The organism is candidate division WOR-3 bacterium (assembly GCA_016867815.1).
GTDB lineage: Bacteria > Hydrothermota > Tepidihabitantia > Tepidihabitantales > Tepidihabitantaceae > UBA2258.
Window position 1 is genome coordinate 1 of sequence record VGIR01000017.1, and the last position, 15,006, is coordinate 15,006.

Annotated in this window: 13 protein-coding genes; 3 read left to right on the forward strand and 10 right to left on the reverse strand. The window is 61.6% G+C overall.

Annotation, left to right across the window (positions count from 1 at the left end; all coding sequences use genetic code 11):
- The first annotated feature begins 56 nt into the window (after window positions 1–56).
- On the forward strand, window positions 57–602 hold the full coding sequence (locus FJY68_04155) for an exo-alpha-sialidase (protein MBM3331029.1): 546 nt from the start codon (window positions 57–59) through the stop codon (window positions 600–602).
- Window positions 603–691: 89 nt separating this feature from the next.
- Here FJY68_04155 and FJY68_04160 read toward each other — a convergent pair whose 3' ends face one another.
- From FJY68_04160 to FJY68_04170, 3 genes are all read right to left on the reverse strand, one after another.
- Window positions 692–1,063, reverse strand: a complete 372-nt coding sequence (locus FJY68_04160; protein MBM3331030.1) for a hypothetical protein — start codon at window positions 1,061–1,063, stop codon at window positions 692–694.
- 659 nt (window positions 1,064–1,722) lie between these two features.
- Complete coding sequence (locus tag FJY68_04165) at window positions 1,723–1,926, reverse strand: hypothetical protein (protein ID MBM3331031.1); 204 nt, start codon at window positions 1,924–1,926, stop codon at window positions 1,723–1,725.
- A 326-nt stretch (window positions 1,927–2,252) separates the two neighbouring features.
- Complete coding sequence (locus tag FJY68_04170; GenBank protein ID MBM3331032.1) at window positions 2,253–4,847, reverse strand: TonB-dependent receptor; 2,595 nt, start codon at window positions 4,845–4,847, stop codon at window positions 2,253–2,255.
- Between the two features lie 229 nt (window positions 4,848–5,076).
- On the opposite strand from FJY68_04170, the gene FJY68_04175 reads away from it, so the two are divergent.
- The gene (locus tag FJY68_04175) at window positions 5,077–7,524 is read left to right on the forward strand and encodes a TonB-dependent receptor (protein MBM3331033.1); all 2,448 of its coding nucleotides are present in this window, start codon (window positions 5,077–5,079) and stop codon (window positions 7,522–7,524) included.
- Between the two features lie 25 nt (window positions 7,525–7,549).
- Here FJY68_04175 and FJY68_04180 read toward each other — a convergent pair whose 3' ends face one another.
- The 7 genes from FJY68_04180 to FJY68_04210 form a co-directional block, all read right to left on the reverse strand.
- Window positions 7,550–9,688 carry a hypothetical protein gene (locus tag FJY68_04180; GenBank protein ID MBM3331034.1) on the reverse strand — a complete coding sequence of 713 codons (2,139 nt, stop codon included), beginning with the start codon at window positions 9,686–9,688 and terminating at the stop codon, window positions 7,550–7,552.
- 59 nt (window positions 9,689–9,747) lie between these two features.
- A complete protein-coding gene (locus tag FJY68_04185) occupies window positions 9,748–10,341 on the reverse strand; it encodes a hypothetical protein (protein ID MBM3331035.1) in 594 nt (197 codons plus the stop codon).
- A gap of 500 nt (window positions 10,342–10,841) precedes the next feature.
- The gene (locus tag FJY68_04190; GenBank protein MBM3331036.1) at window positions 10,842–11,546 is read right to left on the reverse strand and encodes a helix-turn-helix domain-containing protein; all 705 of its coding nucleotides are present in this window, start codon (window positions 11,544–11,546) and stop codon (window positions 10,842–10,844) included.
- Between the two features lie 541 nt (window positions 11,547–12,087).
- Entirely contained in the window at window positions 12,088–12,690 is a 603-nt protein-coding gene (locus FJY68_04195; protein ID MBM3331037.1) for a hypothetical protein, read from the reverse strand.
- A 91-nt stretch (window positions 12,691–12,781) separates the two neighbouring features.
- Window positions 12,782–13,660 carry a hypothetical protein gene (locus FJY68_04200; GenBank protein ID MBM3331038.1) on the reverse strand — a complete coding sequence of 293 codons (879 nt, stop codon included), beginning with the start codon at window positions 13,658–13,660 and terminating at the stop codon, window positions 12,782–12,784.
- Between the two features lie 114 nt (window positions 13,661–13,774).
- Complete coding sequence (locus FJY68_04205; protein ID MBM3331039.1) at window positions 13,775–14,011, reverse strand: type II toxin-antitoxin system HicB family antitoxin; 237 nt, start codon at window positions 14,009–14,011, stop codon at window positions 13,775–13,777.
- Window positions 14,011–14,265 carry a type II toxin-antitoxin system HicA family toxin gene (locus FJY68_04210; protein MBM3331040.1) on the reverse strand — a complete coding sequence of 85 codons (255 nt, stop codon included), beginning with the start codon at window positions 14,263–14,265 and terminating at the stop codon, window positions 14,011–14,013. The genes FJY68_04205 and FJY68_04210 overlap by 1 nt, the downstream gene beginning before the upstream one ends.
- A gap of 264 nt (window positions 14,266–14,529) precedes the next feature.
- Here FJY68_04210 and FJY68_04215 point away from each other — a divergent pair, with 264 nt between their 5' ends.
- Window positions 14,530–14,955, forward strand: a complete 426-nt coding sequence (locus tag FJY68_04215) for a hypothetical protein (protein MBM3331041.1) — start codon at window positions 14,530–14,532, stop codon at window positions 14,953–14,955.
- Window positions 14,956–15,006: the final 51 nt, after the last annotated feature.

Below are 15,006 nucleotides of genomic sequence, written 5' to 3' on the forward strand. Positions count from 1 at the left end.
AGGCCGATTCCTGGGGCAGTCCCGTAGCAGTTACTAGTCTCGACTTTCTTCATGAATTGTACTACAGCGGAACACTTGCCATCTCCGGCGACGGTCGCGTCCACACCGCGCTGATGGTCAAAGATACGGCACATGGCCACAACATATGTTACGCGTCTTCGTCGGACCACGGCGTCACCTGGTCCAACCTTGAGGTCGTCAACGTCGATACAGCCAGACTCGGACGTTGGTACCCGGAGATCGTCGCCGACTCGGCCGGGCACGTCTACGTGGTCTGGACGGCCGACGGCAAGATCTGGTTCTCGACCAACAGCCTTCCGCCTGGCGTCGCTGAGGAAATGTCGAACGCCGAACTGCGAGCGACGAACAACAGCCCAACCGTCGTCCGCAACGTCCTGTTCCTGCCGAAAATGGGGACTGTACCTTCAGGGACTGTACCCATTTTCGAGCCTTCGCTGCTGGACATCAGCGGTCGGAAGGTGCTTGACCTCAACCCCGGCGCGAACGACGTCCGGGCGCTGGCGCCGGGAGTCTACTTCGTGAGAGAAACACAGGCGCAAGCTCAAGCACAAGCCGTGCGGAAGATTGTCCTGACCGAATAGGCCAAGCGTCCTTCGGGCCAAAGGCTGCCCGCGTTGCTGCGGGCGGCCATTGGCTCAGCTACCACGCGGCCGACATCAGCGCGCCGCGGCTACGGCGTCGGCGCGGGGACGCTGAAGACGTCGGTGCGGATCGCGGCGAGGACCTCGGGTCTGAGACCGCGATTCTGCCACTTCTCAAGCAGCACCTGGGCCTCCCGCGCGAGGGTCGGGCCGGAGATAGCCCGGCCGTGCGAGAGGCGGAAGAGCTGCCGGGCGAAGTCGAGGTAGAAGACGATGAACATCGTGTCGATGCCGCTGGCGGAAAGCACCTGCTTCGTCTCAGTTTCCATCGAGCACAATGCGACCAGCGAAGCCTGGTAGCGGTCGCTCATGTCGGCATAGATACGGGCGGTTGTTTGCGCAGCGATCTCGGGCGAGTACTTCGCCTGCCAGCGCGAGAGTCTGCGAGTTACATCTGACATGGATACTCTCCTTTCCGGCCTTCCGGCCGGGGTTGCGGAACATACCATCTACTGGACTAGAGACTTGGAGGCGTCTCAACGTAACCTCCTATTCTGTTATCTGCCAAAGAAGGCGAAAATCACGGATCGACGTTGCAGGTCCTGACTTGGTTTCAGCGCCAAACGCGCCGATCTACCCAGGACTCGAGTCGGCAATAGGGGGGTCAATCCGGGAGTGACCTCGGGATTCAAGGCCGCGCTCACTGCTACTATCAAAGTGGCAGTCAATCAAGGACTTAACCCGGATTTCAGTTCCGGGCAGATCGCTGCGGCCAACGCGGGGTAGAACGCCGGAGTCAGCGCGGCAACCAAGGCCGCAGTTGACCGCGCCATCAGCGCCGCAGTCAGTCTGGGGTCGAGTTCGGTAGTCAGTTGCGCCATGATCTGTACTTTCACTCGCGCTTTCAGTCGCGAGATGAGTAGCGTAGTCAGTCGCCGGCCGAATTCGCGGTTAAGTGCTGAAGTCAGGGCCGAAGTGAACGCCGCGGTTCCGGTGCGGGTGCTTTGACCGGCAGCCGGTCTCGCGCGTAGGTCCTGTCCCTGCGGAGTCGCCAGTTCGCTGGACTCCTCACCCCGACCCTCTCCCCGGCGAGGAGAGGGGGAAGGAAGGCATCTGGCGGTCATCTATATGTAGCGGTAGACCGTTCTTCGACCACAATTCTGCCGCCCACTCCACGGCCCACAGGCCGCCTCCCCAGTTGCTTCCGCCGACACGGCGCGAGACACAACTGAACCCACAACCAGAGGTACTTCGCAACGAACATCGAGCCGAACAACGCCGCGAACAACTGCTGGAACAGCAGTTGGTACGACTTCTCGAACAACGCGCGGTACAGCGACGGATTCAGGTCGAGATTCAGCTTGAGATACAGCTCGCTGTTCAGCTACGGACACATCTGCCAACGCAAGCGAACACCCAGCTAACGATACGTCTGCCGTTACTTCGTAAGGAACAACGTGGCGTGCTTCGCGAGACGCAACCGTGGCTTCGGCGCGAGGTCGTTTGAGCCTGCAATCGGACGACACGTCGGTGCTCGGGCTCGCGGAGCGGGCTTGGGGTCAGGCAGGCGCGGGCATGGGTCAGCGACGGTTGACCTCAGAGAGTCGGGGCAGGGGTGAGCCTGCCCCGGTTGCCAACAATGCCGAGCGGCTATGGCCCGAACTCGCCGCCGTTCTGGGTTTCCTCGATACCTTCGTCGCGCTGGCGGCGGTCAGGCTTGTAGTTGTTGAAGTTCCAGGTCAGGCCCGCGGTGATGACGGGCGATTTGCGCTGGAAGCTGAAGTGGCTGTAGAATCCCTCGCCCCGCGAAGTCATGTTGTGACCCGAGGTAGTGAAAAGGTCACGCACCGAGAGCGTCAGCACCAGTGCCCGGCTGAACAGCGCCTGTCGGGCCGAGATGCCGGTAGAGAAGTTGGCCCCTTCTTTTCCCTGTGCCTCGACCGACGGCCCTTCGTACTGGGCCCGAAGCTGGATACGCGTGCCGGTCGGGAAGGTGAAGTCGCTCGAGATGTTCGCGTTCCAGTTGAAGCTGGTCTTCACCTCCACGGTGTCGCGGATAGTCGCTTCCAGACGGTAGTCGTAGACATCTCCGCCGAGGGAGAGACTCCACCAGCGGAACGGCGAGTAGTCGAGCGACAGCTCGCTGCCGAGCGCGTAGTCGGTGCCAACGTTCTCGGAAGTGCGGAGCATCACGCCGGGCTTGCCCGGATAGAGGGACACTAGGTCCTCGCTCACGTTGTGAGTTGCTCTGTAGTAGCCGTCGAGCGAGACCCGGTTCTCTCCGAACGGAAAGAGCAGGCCGGCTTCGTAGGAGTCAATGTACTCGGGTTTCAGGGCCGGATTGCCGCGCCGTACGTTGTAGGCGTCCATCCAGTGTTCGGACGGGTCCAGATCCCAGCCGTGCGGCCGGTCAATTCTCCGCGTGTAGCTGGCCATCAGTTGCAGGTCGGCCGGCAGGTTGTACGAAAGGTGCAGCGAAGGGAACAGGTCCCAGGCAGTCAGTTTGAAAGCGGACTCGCGGACGCCGATGGCCCGGTCCGTGTACTCGCCGCGCAGGCCGAGTTGGTACCCGAGTTTCTTCATGCTGCCCGAAAAGGTGGAGTAGAGCGCCTGCACGTTATCCCGCTGGTCCGAGCCGTAGCTGTACTCGGGTCGCAGCAGGTAGCCTGAATCAGTGACGTACTCGTAGGTGCTGACATTCTCTTGCGACCAGTTGAATCTCCCCTGGTATCCGGCCTCAAGCATCGGCTCGGTCGTGCTCCGGCTGCTCGTCCCCGCTCCCTGTCCTCCCGACATCGGCCCGCCATGTCCCGGTCCGTGTCCGCCCGGTCCCGGACCAGACTGGCCTGAGACGCCGGCCCGGGCCCCGCCGCGCGTCCCGTTCTTGCCCAGCGGCAGCGTGTAGTCGAGCCGGATGCCCAGCCGCTGTTCAGGCCCGGCGTCGGTAGTGTGCCGGCCGGAGGTGATGGTACCCGCACTGTCGCGCATCTCGGTGGTGTCATCCGTGCTTCGGTCGTTGAGACCGTAGTCAGCACGCAAGGCGATTTCGTGCCCGGGCTTGCCGAAAGTGTGGGTCTCGTCCAAGTTGGCGGAAAGGTTGGTGCCGCCGCGTCCCGAGACCGAGCTGCCCTGATAGTAGGTGGTGTCGGTTCCCGGTTCGGACCAGCGCAGGTAGTCTGCCAGTTGGCTTCGTCCACCGCCACGCACGCCCCAGCGTGCGCCCAGGCTCATCCTGTCATTCCGGCCCAGTGCGAAGTCAGTACCGGCGCGCAGGCCATAGTTCCTGAACCCGAACTTGCCCGTCCCGACTGAGTTCAGGTGGGTCACAGTGTCTCCCGATCGGGTCCAGCTTTCCACCGTCCGCGTGCCGGGAAAGTTCATGTTGTTGTAGTTCGCACCGAAGAAGGCCGAGGTCGTGCCTCCCCGCCAGTTCATGAGCAGGTCTCCGCCGTACTTGTCGTCGAGCCCGCCCGTGACGGTGGTCATCCCGGAGAGCCCGCTCTGTCGCTGCTTCTTCAGGATCACGTTGACGATGCCCGACACGCCTTCCGGGTCGTACTTGGCCGAGGGGTTGGTGATGATCTCAATCCGGTCAATGGTCGCGGCCGGAAGCTGCTGCAGCGCCTCGCTCGACTCGAGCAGCGAGGGCCTGCCGTCCACCAGTACCGTAAAGCTCCCACTGCCCCGCAGGGTCACATTGTTTTCCACGTCTACCTTGACGCCCGGCGCGTTCTCCAGCGCGTCCACGGCGGTGCCGTTCTGCGCCGAGGGGTTGGAGGCAACGTTCACGACCTTCTTGTCGATGCGGTATTCCAGCCTCGGCCGTTCGGCGGTGGCTTCCACGCCTTGCACGGCGACAGCGGTCTGCCGGAGGTCGGTCCGTCCCAGGTCGCGGGTCGCGGACGGACCCACGGCGATGTCGCTCACGGTCTTCGTGCGGTAGCCGATGAACGATATCTCCACGAAGTAGCGGCCCGGGCGAATGCCGGGCAGAGTGAAACGGCCGGACTTGTCGGTAATGGTCCCGTTGACTTGCGAGCTGTCGGGCAGGCTGCGCAGTACGATGTTCGCATACTCGATGGGCACGTTCAAGTCGGCGTCATACACCTGGCCGCTTATCGAACCCGCGGCCAGGGGGCTGCCGGTGCCGGGCCCGGGTTGTGCGAAGAGACTGCCGACCACAAAGAGGGCCGGAATGACTACGGCTGCCAGAGGCAGCCGGTATCTGTAATGCTCCATTCTCATATGATAGCATAGACACGGCGGCGGGGAAAACTCTGCGGAGGACGGGCGAAGATGACCTGGTCCCTGAATCCGATACAAGAGATCACCACGAAGAGACAGAAGCACGAAGAGGATCCGGCGCTTGATTGCCTCCGGCTACTAGTGTTCCCGGCATCTCTGTGGTTCAGCACCGGGTGCGGGGCCGGCTTGCCGGTTTGACAGCACCGGGAAAGCGGGTACGATTGCGTCCATGAAGAGGCGCAATATGTACGCGGTCGTTTTGCTCTGCCTGGCCGGCGTCTTAAAGGCGCAGCCGGGCGCGGACCAGGGGGCCGGCACAATCAGGGGCCGCGCGTTCGACGCATCCCAGGGAGAACCGGTGGAGTACGCCAACGTCGTCCTCTACTCTCTGCCGGAGAGCACGCAGGTAAGCGGCACCGTTACGGACAAGGCCGGCGGATTCCGGCTCGACGGAGTGAGGCCGGGGCGCTACTACGTCGAGCTCTCGTTTATCGGATACCGCGACCGAACCGTGAAGGAAATCGAGGTCACGAGTGGGGCACAGGTAGACCTGGGCCAAATCGGGCTGGAGCTGAAGCCCATTTCGGTCCCGGGTGTCGAGGCGACGGCGGAGAAGCCGGCAGTCAGCTACCAGGTTGACAAGAAGGTCGTTGACGTCAGCCGACTTCCCAACGCGTCGTCGGGCACAGCCGTTGACGCCTTGCGCGACGTGCCGTCGGTGAAGGTGGACATCGAGGACAACGTTACCCTGCGCGGCAGTTCGAACTTCAAGGTGCTGATTGACGGCAAGCCGACGTTGCTCGACCCCAACGAGGTGTTGAAGCAGACTCCGGCCCAGACCATCGACAAGATAGAGATCATCACCAACCCCTCGGCCAAGTACGAGCCGGACGGCGCTGCCGGCATAGTCAACATCCTGCTCAAGAAGCAGAAGGGCCGGGGAACCAGCGCGCTGGTCAATGCGAACGCGGGCCTGAAGGGCCGCTACGGCGTCGACGCCCTGCTCAGCTACAAGCGGGGAATAGCCAACGTGTACGCCGGCGGGAATGTCCGCCGCTACACCTCTGACTGGAACTCAGGGGATTCGACGTGGATGTTCGGTGCGGCCGACACATATGTCAGAACCAGCGTCGGCGCGGGCGGCTGGTCCGGCATTACCGGCGCGGGCCGGGCCGGGATTGACCTGACGTTCAGTCCCCGTGACAAGTCGAGCATCTCCGGACGGTTCGGCAGCTTCGACGGCCTCACCGTATCCGGCTCGGACCGATTCGAGTCTCTGCCCAGCGATTCCTCGCGACGCTACCGCGTCGCCAGCAACTGGAGCTACTCCCGGCTCTTCTACTTCCTCACTGCCGACCACGAGCATCTCTTCGACACGAGCGGGCACAAGCTGACGGCGAGCGCATACGTTGTGAACAACACCGGCGGCAGCTACTCGGCGAATGCCGACATGGACTCGGTTGGGGGAGACACCACGGGCGGGCGCAGCAGCGACGAGCTGGGCCCGATGACCCGCGCCAGCCTCGACCTGGGCTACACGCTGCCCTTGCGGCAGAAGGAAAAGCTCGAGGCCGGGTTCCAGAGCCGGCTGGATGGTACGGACCAGGACCTGAAGGTCAGCCTCTACGATACGGCGACGCGTGCCTGGGTCCGGGATGCGCGTTCCAGCCACAAGTATGGCGGCGGCCAGAGCATCCAGTCGTTATATGCGACGTACTCGTGGAGCTGGCGCGAGCTGGGCCTGCAGCCCGGGCTGAGGGGCGAGTACGGAACCCGGGTCGTCAGAGTAACGGACATGGACACGACGTGGCCGGTGACGCGCTGGGACTATTTCCCGAGCCTGCACGCGAGCTACGGGCTGGGCGCGGGCAAGCAGGTCACGGCCAGCTACTCGCGTCGCATAGACCGTCCCGACGCCTGGTACCTGCGCCCGGTCGAGCTGTGGTACGACAAGAACTGGGTGAGTATCGGCAATCCACTGCTGCGGCCTTCGTTCACCAATTCCTGGGAGGCGGGGTGCGAACTTCCGTTCGGAGCCAACTTCCTGTCGGCTGAGGCATACTACCGGACTACAACCGACATAGTCGAGTGGGTGAACCGGCGGGACACGACGAACCCGACAGTGTTGCGCCAGACGGCAGAGAACGTCGGGCGCGACCGCTCAGTCGGCGTGGAGGTGACGGCGAACGTGTCTCCATTCAAGTGGTTCACCGCGTACGTGACCGGGGACTTCTACGACTACCGGGAGATTGCGGCGCTGCTCGGTGATGATTCCATTCGCAGCACATTCACGTGGAGCAGCTCGGCCAACCTGACATTTCGTCCGGCAACGAACACGCAGGTCCAGCTCAACGGCTACTACTCGGGTCCGAGTATCACCGCCACGAGCAGGTCCGATGGATGGCTCGGCGCCAACCTGGCGGTGAAACAGAGTCTGTTCAACCGCGCGCTTTCGATCACCCTGCGCCTCAGCAACCTGCTCGGTTCTCGGATTCAGAACTGGAAGACAGACGGTGCGGGGTTTCGTACGGTCACGTCCTACGGTACAGAGGGTTTGACTGTTTCGCTGGCGCTCAGCTACAACTTCAACAACTTCAAGCTCGACCCGAAGATGCGGGCGGGCGAGGGAATCGAGCAGGAAGGTACGGGCGGCGGGGCCGGCGGTCCGCAGCGCTAGCGGGCGACGGCCGGCGTTGGGCGTCCTATCGCGCGAGCAGGAACTTGACCGGCCTGCGCTGGGATTGGCCGCGCACTTCGGCGAAGTAGACGCCGGCAGGCAGTCGGGAGACATCGAGCGTGACTCTGCCCTGTCCGACCTCGGCCGCCGTGAAGTTCCGTGTGCACCTGGCTCTGCCACTTACGTCCAGAATGGCGACCTGACACTGCGCGTGGGCGGGACCCAAGTCAAGCAGCAGAATGTCGGCGGCAACCGTGCCGAGCACTCTCAGGTCGGACGGCATCTTGCTCGAGATTCCGCCTTCCTCAACTCCTTGTCCGTAGTACTGAATTATGCAGAAACCGGCGAGATCGGCTACGTAGGCGATGTTGTCCCGCACGGAGACGTGATAGGCCCAGCGCGGCGTGTTGTAGTATCCGGTCAGCATAGGATGTGCCGGGTCTGTAGCATCGTAGACGCCGAGGCCGTCGTCGCCGAGTGCCACGAAGACCATCGTGGACATCGCGTCGATGCCCCAACTCACGGCTGGCAGAGGCAGTGATTCGTATGCAACCGGATTCGGCTTGCGCGGATCGCTCACGTCCAGGATGCCGAATCCTTGAACATCCGAATAGTAGACGTAATCACCGCGCACAACGAGATCGACGGCCGCAGCGTATGGAGTCGGACAGGAGGCGGCGATCACCGGGTTCGTCGGATCCGAGACGTCAACAACCTGGATTCCTCCGTACCAGTCGGCTACGTAGCAGTAGTTACCGGATAGGTCCAGACCAAACGCGCTGTTGGGAAGCTTGAGCTTGGCGACCTGCGTCGGCTGAGCTGGCGCGGAGACATCGATGATGCGCAGATACTCTCCTACCGAGACGTAGGCAAGACCAGACCGAACCGCAACGTCGTGCCCATAGCCCAGACTGTCAATCAGACCGATGATCACCGGATTTCGCGGGTCCGAGACGTCGATGACCTGGAAGAAGTTACTGTTGTAGATTGCAGCGTAGACATATGGCCACTCGACGAATAGACGCCCTATTCGAGAAGTGTCGCCAGTTTCACCCAGCAGATAGATGTTGGACGGATCGGCAATGCTATAGACCTCGACTCCGCCGCCCTTCACGCCCGCGAATGCGAACGTGTCGACCGTTACCACCACCTCGGTGTTGAGCGGCAACGAGAATGAGCCGGCCAGCGCCGGACTTGCGGGGTCGGACACGTCAATGACCCGAAACCCTCCTTTGGGATCCGACCGTTCCAGGACTGTGTACAACAGACTCGCTTTGGCAGCGATCCCGTAGAACGCCATGTTACGCGGCGGCCGGTATGTGGATACAAGGTAGGGGTGCGCCGGGTCGCTGACATCGACTACCTTGATCTGGGGAGGATTCGCAATCGTTGCATAGGCAAAGTCCCCGGAGATGGCAAGTCCGTCCATCCACCACCCGGCTCCAAATGACGACGACAATCTGGCCGGGTTGGTCGGGTCCGCAACACTCAACACAACGAGACCGCTTTCGGCGAACGCAACGTACAACAGAGAGTCACGGACCCTGAAGCTCTGAGCATAGCTACCGTTAAGCTCGTACGCGCCGATTTCGCAGGGATTCAGCGGGTCGGAGACGTCAGCAACTCTGACGCCGCCTGTTCTGGCAGACACGTAGAGAAGACCCCCGCGCAACTCCACGCAGACCGCCCCACTGGGAACGGGCAGCATGGCGACCTCGCCCGGACTCCCCGGGTCTACAAAGTCCACCACCCGCACTCCGCCGTCGGAACAGGCGACATATGCATACCTGCCGTCAAAGGCAGTACCGAAGGAGCGGCCCGGTATTCGGCAACGCCCGAGAAACCAGGGCCGCGACAGGTCGGATATGCTGTACAGCGCGACGCCTGCCTCGTCCTCGCCCACGCACAACACCGTGTCGTGGACGGAGAAGAAGAGCGGTAGACCGGGGGTCTGAAGCTCACCGACCTCGGCAATGTTGCCAGGGTCCTTCACGTTCAAGATAATCAGGCCACCGCCGGCGTTGACATACGCGAGTGTATCGTTCACCAGGTCCCGTGGCATCTCACCTGCGCCGAAGGGCCACCGGCCAATCATCCGGCAGGCGCTGGAATCAGGAGCTAGGCTTACTACGGCAGTCAGTACCAGAGTGAGTGTTGTGATCATGGTCCTGTCGGGAGGGCACGGACGAATCCGCGCCCTCCCATCCAGACTAGCCCATCACGCTACCAGGCGAGCCCGTACAGAAGCCATATGTTGACTTCCATCGCGAGCGTCTGCCCCGGCCCGCGGCCGTATTCCTTTGGAGTCAAGTAGACTGGCGAGACCGTGGCGGCCCCTGCGCCTTCAGGTACGGGTGGTTCATCGTACGGTTGAGACGGGAAGTGCTCTATAACCGGCGGACTCCAGCACATGCCGGACATGTAGTACTTGTGGTCTTCAGGAATGTAGATGTAGTCGTAGTTCTTGTTCATGACGTACCAGTTGCTGTAGTAGGGATGTATGTGATTCGACCACCAGGCAGTATGAACCCATCGTTTGATATCCGGGTCGTCCTCGGCTCTGCCCCTTACCCATGACCAGTGTGCCGGTGACCAGTCCTCATACCGCACGCCGCCCCGGATTCCCTCCGGGACTTGAGGGGGTTGGCTGACCAAGTCCCCAGTCGCGGCCACGTAGTTCTCTGCCGCGATGCTATCTTCCCACACCTCCTCGACGGCCTCGACGCCCTCCAGTGCAAAGGCGTTCGTCGCCAGAGGCAGAAGACACCCGGCGCACAGCAGAACCAGCGCCAGTGTCGCTTGGCTATGTCTTGACATCCTTATCTCCTTACAGCCGGGTCTTGTTTGTCCGACTGCAGGCCTAATATACTCTCTCTCTCTCTGTGTGTCAAGGAAGACAGCGCAAGACCAACACAGCGCGTAAGTATCCTATTCTAACTAATTTAGCGACTAGTGCGAGCGCGGATTGCGCCCGCCACGAGATGAACTTCGGAGGGGTAACGTCATCTGCTCGTCCCGGGATTTCGGGGGATCTCGAGGGCACAGTGTCTGGTTGGTATTGACGCGTGCGAGCGGATAGTTAAACACAGGTTTCTACACGGTGAGCTGGGATGCGAGAGACAGCCATGGCAGGTAGGTGCCGCGCGGGGTCTACTTCTATCGCCTCGACACGCCGGGATTCCGGGCGGTGAAGAAGGCGGTGGTGGCGAGGTGAGCGGCAAGTAGACAGAATGCAGTAGACAGGATACAGGGAGGGGCGGGCGAAAGCCCGCCCCTTTGCATCCACCAAACGTTGCGGGCGGCGGGGGTAGTTCTGGCTAGGTCCGAGCTATACTCTCGTCGACCAGCGCGGTGATTCGTTCGCGGAGTGTGGCCCGAACCGGCAGGGCTTCGATCCCGATGTCTGCCGTCCAGCGTTCCAGTTCCTCAAGCTTGGGCTTGAGCTTGTGCTCGTCCTTGCTGCGAGTGAGTAACCGCCAGAGCTTCCTCGCGTAGACTCGCGTCCAGGCCGCCTCGACTGAGGCCGGCTTGATGCCGGCGGACGAGAGCTCAGTCTCCACCAGCCGATTCAGCTGGCGTTGCGCTTCCTGGCCTCGCGCGTACGCCCGGACGCGGGCAAGTCGCTTGCGTACCGGCTCTGTTGTCAGTTTGGCCCGCAGGACGTGATGGTCGTACTTCTCGACCGCTCCGGCCACGCGCCACGACAGCTTCTTGGCGAGGCTCCGCACCCGCTTGTACCCGCGCTGCTCCAGCACGGTGGGCTGAAAGGTATAGGCATTGAGCAGGTCGGCGATGTCGGCGAACGAGGCCCGGCACGCCCGCAGATAGTCGGCCACAAAGCCGAGAGAAGGATAGGGGGCCTTGCCAAGCTCCACCTTGCCGATGAGTTGGTGATTGCCTTTGCCTTGCCTCCCCATCAGTACCACTAGCTCCTGCTGGGTCATGCCTTCTCGGAACCGGAGTTCGCGCAGCCTCAATCCCATTTCGGGCGTGAACCTGAACATCTCTTTCGACCTGCTCATATTGACCGCATGATACCAATAGGACTCATGCGGGTCAATGGCATGAATGGGGGATAAGACGCGGTATCAGAGGAGGTTGGGGTCGCTATGCGAGTCGGCCTGGGGGTCGCTCCGGGGACGGCCCGGAGGGCGGTCTGCGGTGTTGTCTGGGAGTGAGTCCCGAAAGCCATTCAGACGGCTATTCTTGGGGTGATTGAGAAAGCGAAATGCAGGCCAGTTCGGAACGCGCTTCGGGACGCAACGCCCTGCGCTACCCCGATTTCTGCTCTATCCGCTATCTGTTCAGCAGCCCCGAGTGTCGCCTAGCGGGTCACTTGTACGACAACCTGCGAGACTGCTTGGAGGGCGATTCGTTCGACTATCTACAGGGCAATTCGCGGAGCTGCGTGGCGGCTAGCAGTCGGGACTGGGGTGAGAGACGGAGGATTGGCTGTCCGGGCGACTATCCGTCCATCCGTAGTTGCCGTCCGTATCTCTGGATTCTGATCTCTGGATTCTGGTTTCTGGACTCTGAGCTCTGGACTATCCGAACCCGAAAGCGCTACGGCAGGTCGGCGGACTTGAGCTCGAACCTCCACGTCGGCGACGTGAAGCCCTCACCCTTCACCGCGCCTATTCCTTTCGCATAGCACACCCGATAGTACAACTGCCCGAGCAGTCCGTAGTAGTTCACCTCGTAGCAGTTCTTGAATGTGCCGGCCGGCAGGATAACGTCCGTCTTCCCAGCCACTACTGCCGAGTCGGTCCAGAGCGCGTAGGTCCAACGCCATACCGCTACCGAATCCAAGGGCTGCACCACTACCGCAAGGGGCGTCAGTCCGCCCCTGGACCCGAGCCAGGTGGTATCTCCGCTCACCGTGTAGAAACAGGAAGTATCGCCGTCGAGATTGTTGAAGGGGAAGACGTTCGCAAGCGTTACCCCGCTGTCGGTGACCGCCTTCGCGTAGTGCTTCACCTCGCCGACCTCCGTCACAGTCACGCTGAAGTCCCAGGTATCGCCAGCGCTCGTGAGTCTGTACGTCCACTTGCTACCGAGTTCCAGCGGAAACCAGCCCTGTGACAGCTTCTTGCGGCAGCCGAAAGACAGCAACGCCAGCGGGATGATGAACAGGAACGTGAGAAGCCTGATGCGTCCGGTCGTCATCGTGCGAATTCTAGACATCCCAACCGCTGATGTCAATGACGCTGCTTGATGAAGGCATGCCTGTTCGTTCGGGCGTGAGCACATAAATGTCCTACTTCCTCTGCTCAATCTCACGGAGCGCGCACCCTGCGGCTACTCTCACGCTTTCCTCGCTGTCTTGGGCGAGACCCTTTAGCAGCAGCCTTGAGCGGTCATCGCCGATCGCCCTAAGTACGCTCACGGCTTTCCGTCGAGCATCCGACACGTAGTACCACCGGAGGACATCATCTTCACTCTTCGGCTGCCGGAGCCCTAGGACTTCTTGTGCGACTTCGAACGCCAACTCCGTGTCCGTGCCAACCAGACGCAAAGCTGCGCCCGCGCGTAGCTCAGGGTTCCGAGATTGCGTCGCCTTTCGGAAGTATCGATAGATAGTGTCGAGGTCCTCGGGGCGGTCACGGTAGGCGTCGATGGACGTGCCGACGGCCCGGAAGGCGTTCGATGGAATCGCTCCGGGATCGCTATCTCCCAGCGCGAGCACTGATCTGAACACGGGCAGTGCTGCATGCAAATCACCGAGCTGGAACAGCGCAGCCGCCGCGCCCAACTGGACAGCTCTGTTCATCACCAGTGTGTTTCCGGCGCCTGTTGCCCGGGCCGCAAAACGGCGCTCCAGAGTGAGATTCTGCTTCAAGACGGGAATAGCGCTCCTTGCTCCCATGCTGCCGAGGAAGTCCGCAGCGATCAGCAGAGCATCGCGCGTCTGCCGCGCCCCGGTGTCCGACAGCATCTCAATCATCGTCGGTATTGCCCGCGGGTCCCGGGAGCTGGCAATCCACTGCATCAGTTGCTCATACCTGAATGTCGAGTTCTGCGCTGCTGGCTGATGAAGCTGTTTGATGTAGCTGGGGAGATTGCGTCGATGAGATTCCCGCATCTTCTTGGTGAGGTCCGGCTCTTGGTCCGCTGCCAGCGCCGTGACGACTGTCATGGAGGATAGCAGCGCAGCTGTTATTGAAAGCCACGTCGTGCGCATCCGCATCGGACCGACCAGCTTACTCAGTCCGGCCGGGTGATGTTGAGAAGCGGTATCTGAGTCGTGCGTCTATCTCGACACGCCAACCGGGGCGACTTGGTAGATGGCTGGCCGATAGCGCGGCTTTGGAACCGGTTTGCGCAGGCGCTTGGCAGCCGACAGCCAAGCAGCCTTGGCCTTCTCGACCTCGGCTAGCGCCTCCTCAGGCGTGCTGCCGAACGCCGAGCAGGAATCAAGGTCCGGGATATCGGCTATGTATCCGCCATCTTCTTCGCTGTAGAAGATGTTTATGTGATAATCCTTCATCATTGTTCCTCAAGCTTCAGATTGTGCCTCTCCACCAACCGCAGGAACTGTCGTATCTGATACGGTTTCGCCTGACCTCGCGCATCTTGGAGGTTAATGAGCTCGGGGATGCCTTCGCGCGCGAAGATATGATGGCTGCCGCTGGTTCTTCGGAGCCTGAACCCGAATCCCTCGATCAGCTTGACCATGTCTGCAAACGGGACATTGTTCAGCGAGCCATCGACCAAGCGGATCAGGAGTTGTCTGCGATTCACTGGCAATTCCTCCTCAAGAGGATAGGCTGCACTTCCTGCGTGTCAAACCACAGCGCGTCGCGTGATCACCTCAATCTCACAGAAGATGTCGTGATTTCTCTGACGTTCCGAGGAACCGAAGACGGGCGGATTACTTGCGTTTGAGGAGGAGCCGACTAGAATGGCGCGAGGAAATCACGCAACATGCAATACGCTAAATGCTCGACGCCAGACAACGGATATAGGACCTCGACGCTGTGGCTAGTTTCCGTTGCTCTTGCTTTGGTGGCAATCGCTGGGTGCGGGACGGCGTGCAGGTGCTGCCGTTCCAACACCGCCTCAGTCGCCTCCGCGCCGGAGCGGGTGGAGATCGACGGCCGTAAGTACACGCTGACCGCAAACGCATGGCGCGACTTCCAGCCAATCGCGCCGCCCGATGGGCAACCGCTCGTGGTGGTCGCCCGTGTGGTTCGTCCGCTACTCCAAGCTGAGCCGAACCTCGACGCCGCCTCGATTGATCGTATCTGGGTGCTTAGCGGCAAGAAGCAGTGGTCGGCGAAGCCTGAGAATCCCTCGATGTTCGAGGCCGCAGTCCGAGGCGGGCCGAAGTGGGGACCGGGAATCAAGGTGGATGTTGTCGCGCGGCTGAAGCAGGGGAAACAGACGTGGCTTGTCCGCGCCGCCGGAGTAGAGATAAAGCGGACGGACTAGGCGCGGAGAAGTCAAAAGGCAAAAGCCAAAGGCCAAAAGTCAAAGGTGCGG